Here is a 14,523-nt window from a genome sequence, read left to right as displayed (position 1 = left end):
GGAGGCGTGACCCCGTCAACGCCCGCTGCACCGCGCCCGAGCGTGCGGTCCGCAGTGCTGCGTTGGCTGCTGGTGTCGCTGGTTCTCACCGGTGTGATCGCGATGCATGTGCTCAGCCAGCACGACGCGGCGGGCGGCCATCACGGCTCGATGCTGGGTGATTCCCCGGCCGTGTCGGCTGTCTCCGACTCGCACGACGGGCACGGTGCTGTCGAGATGGCCGCGGTCATGCCCGTTGCCGGGGCAGCGATGGTGATGCCCGCCGCGCCGAGCGGGGGCGATCTTCCGATGACCGCCTGCATCCTGTTCCTGGTCATCGGGGCCGGCGCCGCCGTACTGCTTGCCGTGCTCGCGGCGGTGCGCCGCCGCATCGAACCCTTTGCCGCCCGCAGTTCAGCGAGCCTGGCGACGTCGATCCCGAGGGGCCCACCACTCATCGGGCCGCCTCGGATATCTCTCTGCGTGTTGCGGGTCTAGAAGAGCACCCACACCGACCACCTCCTGGTGATCAGTGTGTTCGCCGTGCTCCCACACCCCCCAACCACACAGGAAGACCTCTGTCATGAACGTTCGATCACGCGTCGGCGCATTCGCCGCCGCAGCAGTACTGACCCTGACCGCCGCAGCGTGCGGCACCGACACCACCACCGCCGGCGCCCCCGGCGCGACCTCGATGTCCATCACCATGGGCAACGGCGCCGGCAGCGCGACCGCCGGGTCCGCCGCGGGCGGCTCGTCAGCCGTGGACACTGCGCACAACGCCGCGGACGTGATGTTCGCGCAGATGATGACCGTCCATCACCAGGGCGCGATCGCGATGGCCGACCTGGCCCCGGACCGCGCCGAGAGCCCCGAGGTCAAGGCCCTGGCCGTGAAGATCAAGGCCGCGCAGGCTCCGGAGATCGAGCAGATGACCGGCTGGTTGCAGGCCTGGGGGATGCCCCCGATGACGCAGTCCTCCGGCATGGGCGGCATGGGCGGGATGAACCACGGCTCCAGCACCGGAAACGACGGTTCCGGTTCGGCGATGCCCGGGATGATGACCGATGAGCAGATGCAGCAGCTCACCGCAGCAACCGGCGCCGCGTTCGACAAGATGTTCCTCGAGATGATGATCGCCCATCACGAGGGCGCGATCGAGATGTCGAAGACCGAGAAGGGTTCCGGTCAGAACCCTGACGCCCTGGCCCTGGCCGACACCATCACCACCAGCCAGACCGCCGAGATCGCCGAGATGAAGGCACTCCTCCAGGGCATGTGAGTCCGGCCCGCCCCCACAGATGTCGCAGGGCGGCCGCGAGCAGCGGCTGGTCGGCTGAGTCGTCCGCAACGATCTGGCCGCTCGACGTCGTGCACCGGCCTCAACCGGCCGTTGGTCGACCACGGGCGACCGGATCGTTGCCTCTCAGCGCGCGCTTCGGCGTTCGATGAGGATGGTGTCGCGCCAGACGCCGTGGTGTCGGGCGATTCGTTCGCGGACTCCGACGGTGCGGAACCCGGCGCGGTGGTGCAGCGCGAGGCTGGCGGTGTTCTCGGGGAAGGTCGATGACTGGATGGTCCAGATGCCCGCGGCCTCGGTGGACGTGATGAGTGCGTCGAGCAGTGCGGCGCCCACTCCGCGGCCGGTGTGCGCAGGAGCGACGTAGACGGAGTGCTCGACCACGCCCGCGTAGACACTTCGTGCGGACACCGGGGATGCGGCCACCCAGCCGAGAACGGCGTCATCGTCATGAGCGACGAGGCGGTGGTCGGTCAGTTTCGACCGGTCGAACTCGTCCCAGCTGGGGGTGGACGTCTCGAAGGTGGCATTTCCCTGGGCGATGCCGGCGGCGTAGATCGCTTCGACCTCCGGCCAGTCCCGGCTGAGCAGGCGTCGGATCCGCACCTCCGGGATGTGGGTCAGTGCGTTCCCCCGGCCAACGCGCGGCTCGCGCCGAGGTCAGGGGAAACGAAGGGACCCGACTGGGTGTCGCTGGACAGCACGGCGGCGAGTCGGTCGAAGGTGGCCGGAACGACGGCGAAGAACGCCCAGACGCCGCGCTTGTCGCGGGTCAGCAGTCCGGCGTCGAGGAGCACCTTGAGGTGGTGCGACACGGTCGGTTGGGTGAGACCGAGGGGCTCGGTCAGGTCGCAGACGCAGGCCTCGCCGCCCTGATGTGCGGCGATGAGCGAGAGCAACCGCAGGCGCGCGGGGTCGGCGATGGCCTTGAACGCGCGGGACAGATCGGCTGCGGCCTCGGCCGTCATCGGCTCGCGTACCAACGCTCCCGCCGGAGACACGTCCGTGATCGGCAGCATCGTGGTCGGGCTCATCACTGCAGTATGCCGGTCACATTGACAGAAGTCGATGTCTTGGTGATGATGACGGACATCGATCAGCGTCTATGAGGAATGTTTGTCAGATGGTCACGACCACCGCCCCGGACGCCGCGCCGGGGATGCGGAAACTCTCCACCCTTGACCGTTTCCTCCCTGTCTGGATCATCGCTGCGATGGCCCTCGGTCTGATCCTGGGTCGCGTGATCCCGGGTCTGCCGACAGCGTTGGACACGGTGAAGATCGGGTCGGTCTCGCTGCCGATCGCGATCGGTCTGCTGGTGATGATGTACCCGGTGCTGGCGAAGGTCCGCTACCACGAGACCCGCAAGGTCACCGGCGACAAGCGGCTGCTGATCTCGTCGCTGGTGATGAACTGGCTGATCGGGCCCGCGCTGATGTTTGCGCTCGGCTGGCTGCTGCTGCCGGACCTGCCGGAGTACAGAACCGGCCTGATCATCGTCGGACTCGCCCGCTGCATCGCCATGGTGCTCATCTGGAACGACCTGGCCTGCGGCGACCGCGAGGCAGCTGCCGTGCTGGTCGCCATCAACTCCGTGTTCCAAGTGATCGCCTTCGGTGCGCTCGGCTGGTTCTACCTGCAGGTGCTGCCCGGTTGGCTGGGTCTGTCCACCACCAGCGTGCAGTTCTCCGTCCGGGCCATCACCGCGAGCGTGCTGGTGTTCCTCGGAATCCCGTTAGTGGCAGGGTTTCTCACCCGGCTCATCGGCGAGAAGACCATCGGGCGTGAACGCTACGAGGCCAAGGTGCTCCCCAGGATCGGACCGTGGGCGCTGTACGGCCTGCTGTTCACCATCGTCGTGCTGTTCGCACTGCAGGGTGAGCAGATCGCGAGCCGCCCGTGGGACGTTGCGCGGATTGCGCTGCCGTTGCTGGTCTACTTCGCCATCACCTTCGGCGTCAGCTTCTTCCTGGGCCGCGTACTGGAGCTCGGCTACGCCCGCACCACGACACTGGCATTCACTGCTGCCGGCAACAACTTCGAGCTCGCCATCGCCGTCGCGATCGGCACCTTCGGGGTGACGTCCGGACAGGCACTCGCAGGTGTCGTCGGACCGCTCATCGAGGTTCCCGTGCTGGTCGGACTCGTCTACGTGGCGCTGTGGGCCGGGCGCCGGTACTTCCCCGGCGACGCGACCGCGCCGCCGGCCCTCGCAGCGAAGCAGGCCGCCCGATGAGCAAATCCTCCCGTCCGTCCGTGCTGTTCGTCTGCGTGAAGAACGGCGGCAAGTCACAGATGGCGGCCGGCCTGATGCGCCACCGCGTCGGCGACACCGTGGATGTCTGTTCGGCCGGCACCAAGGCCGGTGACAAGCTCAACGCGCAGTCGGTGGAATCGTTGCAGGAGTGGGGGATCGACATCTCCGACCAGCACACCCGGCAACTCACCGACGACATGATTGCCGGTGCGGACCTGGTTGTGGTGTTGGGCCGGGATGCGCAGGTGTGGTCGGTCGGCGGGACCCCGGTCGAGGTGTGGGACACCGATGAGCCGTTCGAGCGAGGCATCGAAGGGATGCAGCGGATGCGGTTGGTCCGCGACGACATCGCCGCTCGCGTCGACGAGCTCGCCGATCGGCTGAGCTGAAGAAGTGCGGTCAGACCGGGACCAGTCCTCGGCCGAGAACATCAACCTGCCCAACGCCCGAGGCAGCAGCTGATCAGCAAGGAGAACAGCCATGACATCCACCATCCCTGAGAACGCCACACTTCCGGTCGTGGTGATCGGCGGCGGCCCAGTGGCACTGGCCGCCGCGGCGCAGCTGCTCGAGCAGGGTCTGGAACCGCTGGTCCTGGAGCAAGGGTCGGCGGTCGGTGCCGCGATCAGCCAATGGGGCCATGTGCGGTTGTTCTCCCCGTGGGCATACGACATCGACGCCGCCGCAGCACGGTTGCTGGAGCCCACCGGCTGGCAGCGGCCGGCCGGCGGTGGTCTGCCCACCGGAGCCGAACTGGTCGAGAAGTACCTCGCTCCGCTCGCCGCGACCGACGCCATGGCATCCCGGATCCGGACCGGAACGACCGTGACGGCGGTCAGTCGCCATGGGGTGGACAAGACCCGCACCATCGGCCGGGAGGGCCGCCCGTACCTTGTTCGCACCGTCACCACCGACGGCGCCGTGCAGGACAACATCCTGGCCTCGGCGGTCATCGATGCCTCCGGCACCTGGGGGCATGCGAACCCGCTCGGTGTGTCCGGTCTGCCGGCCCGCGGCGAGGACACCGGAGCCCCGTGGATCGCACCTGCCCTGCCCGACGTTCTCGGCCGCGACCGCACCCGGTTCGCCGGCAAGCGCGTCCTGGTGGTCGGCATGGGCCACTCCGCCGCCAGCACCCTGCTCGCCCTGGTGAGGCTCCGCAACCAGGAACCCGCGACCACCATCACTTGGGCCATCCGCGGACGCTCACCCGCCCGGTTGTACGGCGGCGGATCCGGCGACGGCCTACCCGCCCGTGGCGCACTCGGCAGCCACCTGAAGGACGCCGTCCGCTCCGGAAGCATCGTCCTGCAGAAGGAATTCACCATCACGGCGCTCACCGCGCCGGATGATCGTGCCGGCATGCTCACGGTCTCCGGTACCGGCCGAGACGGCGAGGTGACCTTCGAGGTCGACGTACTCGTCGGGGCGACCGGATTCCGGCCCGACCTGGCGATGCTCCGTGAAGTGCGCCTGGACCTCGACCCCGGCGTGGAGGCGCCGTCGCGGTTGGCCGGCTTGATCGATCCCAACTTCCACTCCTGCGGCACGGTGCCGCCGCACGGCGCGACGCTGCTGGCCCACCCCGACGAGAACTTCTACCTCGCCGGCTCCAAGAGCTACGGCCGCGCCCCGACCTTCCTGCTCGCCACCGGGTACGAGCAGGTCCGCTCCATCGCCGCCGCCCTGGCCGGCGACCACGAGGCAGCCGGGCGGGTCGAGCTGCAGCTACCGGAAACCGGTGTCTGCTCCAGCAACCCCACCGCCCCGGACGACGATGCCGCTCGCGGGTTCACCACCGGATCCGAGCACGACTGGTCCGGCGAGCAACCGACGGTCGTCAGTGCCCCCCCATCGGCCTGCTGCGGAACTCCCGCATCGGAGGACGAGGACGAACTGGCAAGCTCGCGCCAGTGACCGCTGCCCCATCGAACGTCGATCGGCGCCCGCTCCGGCGGGCGCTGATCACTGGTTTGCCGCACTGACCATCGCCACCGCGCTGGCACCCTGGGCCGGCACCGCTGTCGGGACGGCCGTCGGCAGCTTTCCACTGGCGTTCGCAATCTTCGCCGCGCTGATCGCCGGAGCCGTCGTCGCCGTGATTGCCTTCGGCAAGGGTATCGACGTCCACGAATCCCGGGCGGGATGAAACCGCCGGGGCGGTGACGAGGGCATTGAAAGCGGTCGAGGTCGGGCCCGGGGACCAGCAGGGTCTCGTCCGTCGGAAGGGTACATTCCCTGCTGGATACAGATATAGCTGTACAATGAGTCGGTGGCGACCCTCAGCACGACCCATGATCAGGTGCTGGCGCGGTTCGGGCATGCGCTGTCCGATCCGACGCGCACCGGGATCCTGCTGGCTCTCCGGACCGGTCCCGGCTACCCGGCCGAGCTGGCTGAACTGCTCGACGTCTCGCGGCAGAGCCTGTCCAACCATCTGGGGTGTTTGCGAGGGTGCGGCCTGGTCGTTGCGGTGCCCGAAGGCCGTCGCGCCCGGTACGAGCTCGCTGATCCGGGCCTGGGTCGTGCGTTGACGGACCTGTTGGGCGTGGTTGTCGCGGTGGATCCCGCTCATTGCGACGCCTCCGACCGCGGATGCTGCTGATGGTCGCCCGCGACTACCCGAGTCCGACGCTCCTGGAGCGTCGGGTTGTGCTCGGCCGACGCATCCGCTGGTTCGTGGCCGCCACCATCACCTACAACGTCATGGAAGCCGTCGTGGCGATCAGCGCCGGCGCTGCTGCGAACTCCGCCGCCCTGGTCGGGTTCGGATTGGACTCGGTCATCGAGGTGGCGTCCGCCGCGGCCGTGGCGTGGCAGTTCGCCGGTGCTGATCCGAAGGCGCGGGAACCGGCAGCGCTCCGGCTGATCGCGTGGTCGTTCTTCGCCCTGGCCGCGTATGTCGGGGTCGATGCACTCATCACACTGACCGGTGGTCGGCAGGCCGAGCACTCCACGGTGGGCATCGTGCTGGCCGGGTTGAGTCTGGTGATCATGCCGGTCCTGTCCACGGCGCAACGACGTGCGGGCCGCGAGCTCGACTCGCGCAGCGCGGTCGCCGATTCGAAGCAGACCATGCTGTGCACGTATCTGTCCGGCGTGCTGCTGGTCGGCTTGCTGTTGAACTCACTGTTCGGGTGGTCGTGGGCAGACCCGGTCGTGGCGCTCCTCATCGCGGCCGTGGCGATCAAGGAGGGCCGACTGGCCTGGCAGGGTGATGCGTGCTGCGCACCCCGGGTTCCGCACCCGGATCCGGCCGGGGCTGGAACCGACGCGCCATCGACGGCGGAGGCGGGCTGCTCCGGGACGTGTTCCTGCTGCGCCCACTGATCACGCACGACGACCACGGTGCAAGCAATCATCAGTCCGACCGCGTGATCGGGCTGCGGTCTGAGATCTGGCTGATCGATGAAAGCTGTTGTGGCGCAACGACGGAGCGCCCAGCCCGACCCGCGCTGGGCCACAGTGCCGCGGCAGTGATCGTGGCAACCGCTGCCACGACGGCCAGCACGCCGGCGGCCAGATCGAGGTCGATGGCGCCGAGCCAGCCGGCGACCGGATAGGTGATCAGCCAACAGGCATGGGACAGGGAGAACTGCGCAGCAAATGCTGCGGGGAGGTCGCGGTCGGCGACCGCTCGTCGGAGTATCCGACCGACGGGAGTCTCCGCACTGGCCCAGCCGATGCCGACGGCCAGCCACAATGCGCCGATCGACAGGCCCGCCGGCACCCCGGATGCCGTCAGGGCCAGCGGGACGGCGGCGACTGCCGCGGTCAGGACGACGGCGCCGCCGAGCATCAACCGCTTCTCCGGGACGGTGCGCAGCACCCGCGGCAGGACGAACGCGGCCGTCATGGAGCCGGCACCGTTGATCGCGAGCATGACAGCCACCAGACCGTCGCCCTGGTGGAGTAGTGAGCGGACGATGACCACCGTCTGGACGAGGACGAATGCGCCGGTCGCGGCCACCGCGAGGTTCAGGGCGAGGACCGGACGCAACGCCGGTGTCGAGGTGAACAGGACGGCGCCCCGACGCACCCGCGACCAGAACGGCGCGGGCACCTCGTCGGTGTCGGTGCCGCCGTCCGAGCGGCCAGGCAACCGCGAGCCCAGCACCAAGGCTGCGGATGCGGCGAAGCCGGCCGCAGTGCCGAAGAACAGCGCGGAGGACGGGATCAGCACCAGCAGCACCGCTGCAAGCATCGGGGACAGCACGGCTTCCAGGTCGTACGCCATGCGGGACAACGACAGTGCGGCGGTGTAGTCCTCCTCGTCGGTCAGGACGTCGGGGATGACGGATTGGAACGTGGGGGTGAAGGTGGCGGAAGCTGACTGGAGCACGAACACCAGCAGATACACCTGCCACGTGACCCCGACGAACGGCAGGGACGCGGCGACCAGCAGCCGCAGACTGTCGGATCCGATCATCACGGCCCGGCGGGGCCATCGGGCGACGACAGCTGCTGCGATCGGTGCGACCAACACATAGGCGATCATCTTGATCGCGAAGATCGTGCCCAGCACCTGCCCAGCACCCGCGCCGGCGATGTCGTAGGCCAGGAGCCCCAGAGCGACGGTGGCCAGGCCGGTACCGGCGAGCGACAGCACCTGCGCCAGGAACAGGCGCCGGTACAGCGGATGCGCGAGTGCTCGTTTCACCTCCCCATATTGCCGCGTTTCTGCGCAGATACGCAACTATGCACGGTTCGGAGGGCGTGGTGGGATCATCGTGGCATGGCACATGTACGGGCCGGAGATTCGGAGCCGGACAGTCAGCATGTGGAGCTGGCGGTCGAGGTGTTCGCGATGCTCGCCGACGTCACCCGGGTCCGGCTGATCCTGGCGCTGCGGGACCACGTCGAACTGCCGGTCAACCGGCTGGCCGAGCTGGTGGACAAGGCGGCGCCCGCGGTGTCCCAGCATCTGGCGAAGCTGCGCATGGCGCATGGTCACGACCCGGCAGGACGGGACCCGGGTGTACTACCGGCTGAGCGACGAGCACGCTGTCGAACTGGTGCACGCGGCCGTCCTCCAGGCAGAGCACGCCGTGGAATCCACCCCGAGACACCATCGGCAGGCCTGACCCGATCGCGACGTCGCCGACAGCGGTCGAGCATGTCGTCGATGCCCCACGAACACGGACGCCGCAGCCCCCCGAGGGAGTGCGGCGTCCGGCGACCTGATCGAGGTACTGCCCGACTAGCGGGTGACGTGCTTCTTGCCGGAGAAGCGGACCCACAGGAAGACCACGATGATGGCTCCGATGATGGAGCCGATCAGACCCGACGGTTGGAAGGCGCCTGCCTGGGCATCCTTGTGGAACAGCAGGTAGCCGAGAAAGCCGCCGATGAAGCTGCCGATGATGCCGAGCAGGATGGTGAGCGGGATGGACATGCCGCTGGTGCCGGACACCACGAGGCGCCCGATGGCACCGGCGATCAGGCCGACGACGATCATGCTGATGATGAACCCGAGCATGGGGACTCCTTCTGGCTGGTGTCGCGAACGGTTTTCGCGCGCTCTTTCAACTGATACCCAGAAGCTTCACATGCAAACCACATGTCCGTTTTTTGAGCTTCCAACCACCCTTCGGGAGTCGTGTGCTGCGGGGGGAATGCCGGCCATCAACGACCTTGGGGGCCAGGAACTTTCACCCCTGAGGACGGTGCCGCAGCAAGGGCAGCTGTCGGTAGCGTTCCAGGCGACCTGTGTCGCGACGCTGTACCCACGATCGACCGGAGGTGTTCGATGACGGCAGTCGGCGTCCTGATCGCGGGTCGCTACCGGCTCGTCCGGCCGGTAGGCGCCGGCGGGATGGGCTCGGTGTGGGAGGCCTGGGACGAGCTGTTGCAGCGTCGGGTCGCGGTCAAGCAACTGCTGCCGCAGCCGGGCCTGAGCGCTGATGACGCGGCCGTTGCGCGTGACCGGGTGATCCGGGAGGCGCGGAACACCGCCAGGTTGCACCACCCGAATGCGGTGACGCTGTACGACGTCGTCGGATACGACGGCCGGCCCTGCCTGATCATGCAGTTCGTACCATCGATGACCCTGAGCACGCTGGTGCGGATGGAAGGAACGATCCAGCCGCAGTTCGCCGCCCGGATCGGGGTAGAGCTCGCCTCGGCACTGGGCGCCGCCCACGAGGTCGGCATCATCCATCGGGACGTGAAGCCCGGCAACGTCCTCATCGCCGACGACAGTTCAGCGAAGCTCACCGATTTCGGTATCTCGCACGCAGTCGGGGATGCGACGCTGACCTCCACCGGCATGATCACCGGTACGCCCGCGTTCCTGGCGCCGGAGGTGGCTCGCGGCGCCGCGTCCGGCTTCGCTGCTGATGTGTTCTCCCTCGGCGCGACGCTGTACGCCTCGATGGAAGGCGGCCCGCCGTCCGGTACGGACGAGAATCCGATGGCAGTGCTGCACCGGGTGGCCTCCGGTCATCTGATCCCTCCTGAGCACACCGGACCGTTGACTCCGCTGGTCCTGCGGATGCTGGCCCACGATCCAGCAGATCGACCGACGATCACCGAAGTCGGCAACGCGCTGACGCGGCTCAACCAGGAGTTCGCGGGGGGTGCGGCATCGCCGCCGTCCGTCGTTCCCGTGCCTGTCACCAAAACTCTGCAGACTGTCCGGACGAACTCACCCGCCGCCGCGACGTCGGCCCACCCGCCCACCGTGTCGGAGGTACCCCAGGTACCCGTCGAACAGCCGCGCACCGCCACCCTGCTGGAACCGACCGGGCGGCGTCGGCGGATCGGCGGAGTGCCGCTCGCCATCCTCGCTGCGGTGCTGACCGCAGCGATCGTCGTCGCTGTTGTGCTCGTGTCGAACCGCGCCGGCAACGACCAGGCCGGACCGCCCGCACCGTCGCCGAGTGCGAGCGCATCCAGTGGCCGGACCACCCCATCGGGATCGTCCGCAGCGGGATCGTCCGTGGTATCCAGGCGGTCGGGTGTCGCAGTCGGGCCCCCAGTCACCGCACCCAGATCGACCGCAGCAACCGCGCCGTCGACCACCACACAGTCGACCACCGCGTCATCGACTCGGTCGGCGGCGGTGACCCAGTCGTCCAGCACAGCACGTTCGAGCACAACGTCGTCGAGCACAGCGTCGTCGAGCACAGCGTCTTCGAGCACAGCGTCTTCGAGCACCACGTCGTCGTCCACCACGTCGTCGAGCACAACGTCGTCGAGCACAACGTCGTCGAGCACAACGTCGTCCACCGAGTCGTCGACCAGCACAGCGACGAGCCCCGCCGGCGCGCCGTCGACCACCGAGCTGGCTCGCGCAGTGACCGACTACTACGCGCTGCTGCCCGGCGACACGGACGCGGCGTGGGAGCGGCTGACCCCTCGATTCCAGAGCGACACCGCGGTCGATCGCCAGTACTACCAACGGTTCTGGGACAGTGTCGATCGCGTCACGATCCGCGGCGCCGAGGGTTCGGCTCCGGACACGGCCGGCGCGGAGATCACCTACTACTTCCACGATGGTCGGGTCGCGGTCGAAGCGACCCTGTTCACCCTGGTGCGGGATGGCAAACAGCTCGACATCGACTACTCCCATGTGCTCACCAGCGAGGTGCACTGACCGCACCGCACCGGGCGCCACCGGGTCTGCTGACGAGGAGGAAGTCGAGACCCCGTCGAGACCGGTTGTCGCTGAGGGGATCTCGACTAGTTCCTCGCTCGATCATCGAAGTTCTCGGTGGTCGAAAGAGCAGTCCTGGCGCCGAGCAAGGGCCGAAACCGTTGCCCGGCAAGTGAGAACCGTTCGCTGCGCAGAGCGGGCGGGCCCGCCGGCGATCAGTCCTCGTGCGGCTTGCGCAGGGTGATGATGCCGGCGACGGCCAGGATGACGGCAGCCATCCCGATCGCGACCCAGATCCACCAGTCGGGACTCAAGGACGGTTGCTGCACCGGGCTCACGGCCGCCGGGTCGGCGGCGACCGGAGAGCTCGAGCCGGCAGTGACCGCGGCACTGCTGCTGCCGGCACTCGGTGCGGCAGTGCCGGAGCTGCTGGAGCTGCTGAGCGTCTGCGAGCTCCTGGACCCCGAACTGCCCGCGGCCGAGCTGCTCGATCCGGTCGCGCTCGGCGCACCGGGCGTGGACGGCGCCCTCGTCGACGACCCGGGTGTCGTCGAGCCCGACGTTCCAGCACCTGCTGAGCCGGACGACGACGATGCAGTGCTCGTGCCGGGACTGCTGGAAGGCGGTGCGGTGACGGAGAACTTCACCTCGCCCGTCACGGGATGTCCGTCGGCCGAGACCACCCGATAGGCCATGGAGTACGCACCAGTCGGCCCGTCCGTTGACACGGCGGTGCTCACCGCGTTACCGACCACCAAGACAGCGCCGGTGGCGTAGTTCTTGCCGTCCGGGCCGGTGACGACCACGACCGGCTCGAAGTTCTGGATCGTCTCGTTGAAGTCCAGGGTGGCGGTGGCCGGCAGCGTCTGGACGGTCGTCCCGTCGGCCGGATCGGAACTGCGCAGGTACGCGTGGGCCGAAGCGACACCGTTGCTGAGCAGGACCGCGATGGCGGCCAACCCTACGGCGAGCGTGGGACCCAGCAGGCGGGATCCTCTGCGGCGGGGGCCGCTCATCGGTTGCGCTTCTTCGGCCGGCTGCCGGTCCGGGGTGCCGAGGGCGCAGTGGGCGGTGATTTCGGTTGCGGCTCAGCGGATTCCGCAGCGAGCGCGGTCGCCGCAGCAACGGCCGCCGGGCGGCGGAGCGCGATGGCGCCCATCAGGACGGAGAAGGCCGCGATCACCAGAGCCGCGATGGCGGTGACCCGCGCGGTGGTGTCGGTGTTCGCCGCGACCAGTGCGGCCGCATCGGAGGCGTCACTGGTGACTGTTGCGCCATGGTGGTCCGTGCCGCTGTCGGCCGCAACGCCGAGCGTCAGCGTGGGGACCGGATGTTCGGGTTCGGCCGCCCCTGCGGCCTGGGCATCCGCCCACTTCACGACCGTGCCATCGGAGTACTGCTGGTCGACAGGGAACGCGAGCGCAGCGGTCTGCGGCAACGGACCGACGGAGAGCGCGAAGAAGCCGAACCCGCCCGGCGGGATGCCGCCACCCTGCTGGGCGGTCCAGCTGACCGAGGCGATCGCCTCCGTGATCGTGGTGTCACCCACCTTCACCGGGGTGGGTAGCTTCTCGGTGACGGCCTCGGCCGTCCAGCCCGGTAGCTGTTGGAAGCTCACGGATTCCAGCGGTGTGGCCGTCGGGAGGGTGATGGTGATGCCGGTGGTGGAGGCGGCGGCCGATTCGGTCGGCACCTTGAAGGTGAGCACCGAGTAGGCGCCAGGAACGGTGGTGTCGGCCGAGACCCGGACGTGGGCAGCGGCAACGCCGGTACCGATCGCGAGACCGGCCAGGGTGAGTGCGGCGGTGGCCGCGGTACGTCGAAAATTCATGCGAGTGCAACTCCTGGTGTGGATGCGCATGGGTACGCGCGAGGAACCCGTCGCGAGGGGTGACGGGTGCAGGACGGCTGAGGGCGCGTCACTACGCGCCGAGTACCTGCGGTGGTCCGCGGCGTCCGTGCCGAGCCGGGAGTGCGATCGACAACGGGCTCGGCAACCAACTGTCGTCCGGTCGCGGAGGTGCAGCTACCACGGGAGCCGGTGCGCCGGCCAGTGCCGTCAGCGCCGACACCACCCAGCCGGCCACCCGGCGGCCGGCCGACAACACCCCGGTGAGCGCCCGCTCGCCGCTGGCCAGCACCACGGCGCTGACCAGGGCCGCTACGGCGTGGAAGGAGAGCATGGCGACGGCGCCGGTTCCTACTGCGGCGTGCGGGACCGCGCTCTGCGGGGTGTCGATCACGGCGGCGGGGTGGTGGTCCACGGAGTGGCCGGCGGCGCCGGCGAACAGGGCACCGCCGAACTCGAGGACGACGTGCAGCACGGGTTGGGCCAGGGCGAGGACCGCGAGGATCGCCGGGAAGCCGCGGCGGACCGTGCTCAACTGCCAGCAGACCGGCCAGCTGAGGCCGAACGCGACGGCCACCACCGATGGCCCTGGCGCCATCCCGCCGCCCGTCAGGTGCCCCAGGACGGCGATATGGACCATCACGACCGCGAGGATCGACGCGCGCCACCGACGGTGCGGGGCAGACGCCCGTGCGGTCGGCGGGTTCACTGCGGGAGCGAGCTCAGCGGGTGACGAGGAACGTCATCAGATCGGCGTCGATCTGGTCGAGCTCCTTGTTGACGGCCGACAGGGTGACCCGACGGCGGCCGGCGGGCATGGTGATGGCGGCGCGCACGGCGGTGGTCAGATCGGCGATCCGGGTGGCGGCGACGTCGGAGAAGCGGGTGACCTGGAGATCTCCGGTGCGCCGTGCTCGCAGCTCAGCGATCGAGCCCTTGAGCCCCTTCAGACGGGCCTCGGTCGTGCCGGTCGGGCCGCGGAAGGCGCCGACCTCCTCGGGAGAGACACCCAGCTTGGCAGCCTTGCGGTTGTCCAGGTAGTCGCGGGTGGAGGTCGCCGCCTTGAGCGCGAACGGCGCGAGTGCCGGGCCGACGATCTTGGCGGCGCTCATCGCCCGACGCGCCGATTTCGGATCGGTGACCCGGTCGAACAGGCTCTTCGGCGCGATCTTCGCGGCAGCCTTGGCGGCCTTGCGGTCCGCCCGCTTCGCGACGGCGGTCGCCTTGCCAGTGCCCTTCTTCGCAGCCTTGTCTGCGGCGCGCGTTGCCTTCTTCTGCGCCTTCTCCGCGGCCTTGTCGGCCTTCTCCGCCGCCCGGGTGGATGCGGACTTCTTCCGGCCGAACATGATGGCTCCTCACTCCGCGGATCGACGAGCGTCCGACGGACGCGACGACCCTGCTGGACCTGTGGTCGTGCCGCGGCCTCGTACCGGCGCAAGACGACCGTCTCCACCCTAAGCGGTCCGCGCAGCGCTGTCTGTGACAGGGAGGGCTGGGAACCTGAGCTGACTCGGGCACGTTCCGGGATCCGGACGCGCCCG

Annotated in this window: 16 protein-coding genes and 1 pseudogene; 9 read left to right on the top strand and 8 right to left on the bottom strand. The window is 69.0% G+C overall.

Features of this window, described 5'->3' with window-relative positions:
* Positions 1-6 precede the first annotated feature (6 nt).
* Both ABLG96_RS19855 and ABLG96_RS19850 read left to right on the top strand, forming a co-directional pair.
* Complete coding sequence (locus tag ABLG96_RS19855; RefSeq protein ID WP_353649038.1) at positions 7-477, top strand: hypothetical protein; 471 nt, start codon at positions 7-9, stop codon at positions 475-477.
* Positions 478-562: 85 nt separating this feature from the next.
* Positions 563-1,261, top strand: a complete 699-nt coding sequence (locus tag ABLG96_RS19850; protein ID WP_353649037.1) for a DUF305 domain-containing protein — start codon at positions 563-565, stop codon at positions 1,259-1,261.
* Between the two features lie 144 nt (positions 1,262-1,405).
* Here ABLG96_RS19850 and ABLG96_RS19845 read toward each other — a convergent pair whose 3' ends face one another.
* Together ABLG96_RS19845 and ABLG96_RS19840 are read right to left on the bottom strand one after the other, a co-directional pair.
* Positions 1,406-1,894 carry an N-acetyltransferase family protein gene (locus tag ABLG96_RS19845; protein ID WP_353651598.1) on the bottom strand — a complete coding sequence of 163 codons (489 nt, stop codon included), beginning with the start codon at positions 1,892-1,894 and terminating at the stop codon, positions 1,406-1,408.
* A 5-nt stretch (positions 1,895-1,899) separates the two neighbouring features.
* Positions 1,900-2,247 (bottom strand): metalloregulator ArsR/SmtB family transcription factor, encoded by a 348-nt coding sequence (locus ABLG96_RS19840; RefSeq protein WP_353651597.1) that lies wholly within the window; start codon positions 2,245-2,247, stop codon positions 1,900-1,902.
* Between the two features lie 155 nt (positions 2,248-2,402).
* Between ABLG96_RS19840 and arsB the strand changes: the two genes are divergently transcribed.
* The 5 genes from arsB to ABLG96_RS19815 all read left to right on the top strand — a co-directional run bounded on the left by arsB (position 2,403) and on the right by ABLG96_RS19815 (position 6,866).
* Positions 2,403-3,515 carry an ACR3 family arsenite efflux transporter gene (gene arsB / locus ABLG96_RS19835; RefSeq protein WP_353649036.1) on the top strand — a complete coding sequence of 371 codons (1,113 nt, stop codon included), beginning with the start codon at positions 2,403-2,405 and terminating at the stop codon, positions 3,513-3,515.
* The gene (locus ABLG96_RS19830) at positions 3,512-3,925 is read left to right on the top strand and encodes a low molecular weight phosphatase family protein (RefSeq protein WP_353649035.1); all 414 of its coding nucleotides are present in this window, start codon (positions 3,512-3,514) and stop codon (positions 3,923-3,925) included. Before arsB ends, ABLG96_RS19830 begins: the two co-directional genes overlap by 4 nt.
* A 91-nt stretch (positions 3,926-4,016) precedes the next feature.
* A complete protein-coding gene (locus ABLG96_RS19825; RefSeq protein WP_353649034.1) occupies positions 4,017-5,453 on the top strand; it encodes an NAD(P)-binding domain-containing protein in 1,437 nt (478 codons plus the stop codon).
* A gap of 355 nt (positions 5,454-5,808) precedes the next feature.
* On the top strand, positions 5,809-6,141 hold the full coding sequence (locus ABLG96_RS19820) for a metalloregulator ArsR/SmtB family transcription factor (protein ID WP_353649033.1): 333 nt from the start codon (positions 5,809-5,811) through the stop codon (positions 6,139-6,141).
* Positions 6,141-6,866 (top strand): cation transporter, encoded by a 726-nt coding sequence (locus ABLG96_RS19815; protein WP_353649032.1) that lies wholly within the window; start codon positions 6,141-6,143, stop codon positions 6,864-6,866. Before ABLG96_RS19820 ends, ABLG96_RS19815 begins: the two co-directional genes overlap by 1 nt.
* A gap of 31 nt (positions 6,867-6,897) precedes the next feature.
* On the opposite strand, the gene ABLG96_RS19810 is transcribed toward ABLG96_RS19815, so the two are convergent.
* A complete protein-coding gene (locus ABLG96_RS19810) occupies positions 6,898-8,196 on the bottom strand; it encodes an MFS transporter (protein WP_353649031.1) in 1,299 nt (432 codons plus the stop codon).
* A gap of 75 nt (positions 8,197-8,271) precedes the next feature.
* On the opposite strand from ABLG96_RS19810, the pseudogene ABLG96_RS19805 reads away from it, so the two are divergent.
* Positions 8,272-8,620 (top strand): annotated as a pseudogene (locus tag ABLG96_RS19805) (metalloregulator ArsR/SmtB family transcription factor).
* 116 nt (positions 8,621-8,736) lie between these two features.
* Here the strand turns inward: ABLG96_RS19805 and ABLG96_RS19800 are convergent.
* On the bottom strand, positions 8,737-9,015 hold the full coding sequence (locus ABLG96_RS19800; RefSeq protein ID WP_353649030.1) for a GlsB/YeaQ/YmgE family stress response membrane protein: 279 nt from the start codon (positions 9,013-9,015) through the stop codon (positions 8,737-8,739).
* Between the two features lie 270 nt (positions 9,016-9,285).
* Between ABLG96_RS19800 and ABLG96_RS19795 the strand changes: the two genes are divergently transcribed.
* Positions 9,286-11,133, top strand: a complete 1,848-nt coding sequence (locus tag ABLG96_RS19795) for a serine/threonine-protein kinase (protein WP_353649029.1) — start codon at positions 9,286-9,288, stop codon at positions 11,131-11,133.
* A gap of 215 nt (positions 11,134-11,348) precedes the next feature.
* On the opposite strand, the gene ABLG96_RS19790 is transcribed toward ABLG96_RS19795, so the two are convergent.
* From ABLG96_RS19790 to ABLG96_RS19775, 4 genes are all read right to left on the bottom strand, one after another.
* A complete protein-coding gene (locus ABLG96_RS19790; RefSeq protein ID WP_353649028.1) occupies positions 11,349-12,149 on the bottom strand; it encodes a copper resistance CopC family protein in 801 nt (266 codons plus the stop codon).
* A complete protein-coding gene (locus ABLG96_RS19785; RefSeq protein WP_353649027.1) occupies positions 12,146-12,964 on the bottom strand; it encodes a YcnI family protein in 819 nt (272 codons plus the stop codon). Before ABLG96_RS19785 ends, ABLG96_RS19790 begins: the two co-directional genes overlap by 4 nt.
* Before the next feature lie 91 nt (positions 12,965-13,055).
* A complete protein-coding gene (locus ABLG96_RS19780) occupies positions 13,056-13,625 on the bottom strand; it encodes a hypothetical protein (RefSeq protein WP_353649026.1) in 570 nt (189 codons plus the stop codon).
* 79 nt (positions 13,626-13,704) lie between these two features.
* Entirely contained in the window at positions 13,705-14,328 is a 624-nt protein-coding gene (locus tag ABLG96_RS19775) for a DUF6474 family protein (RefSeq protein WP_353649025.1), read from the bottom strand.
* Between the last annotated feature and the right edge of the window lie 195 nt (positions 14,329-14,523).

This window comes from Nakamurella sp. A5-74 (assembly GCF_040438885.1).
In the GTDB taxonomy this organism is placed as follows: domain Bacteria; phylum Actinomycetota; class Actinomycetes; order Mycobacteriales; family Nakamurellaceae; genus Nakamurella.
This window is presented reverse-complemented; position numbering and strand designations above follow the sequence as displayed.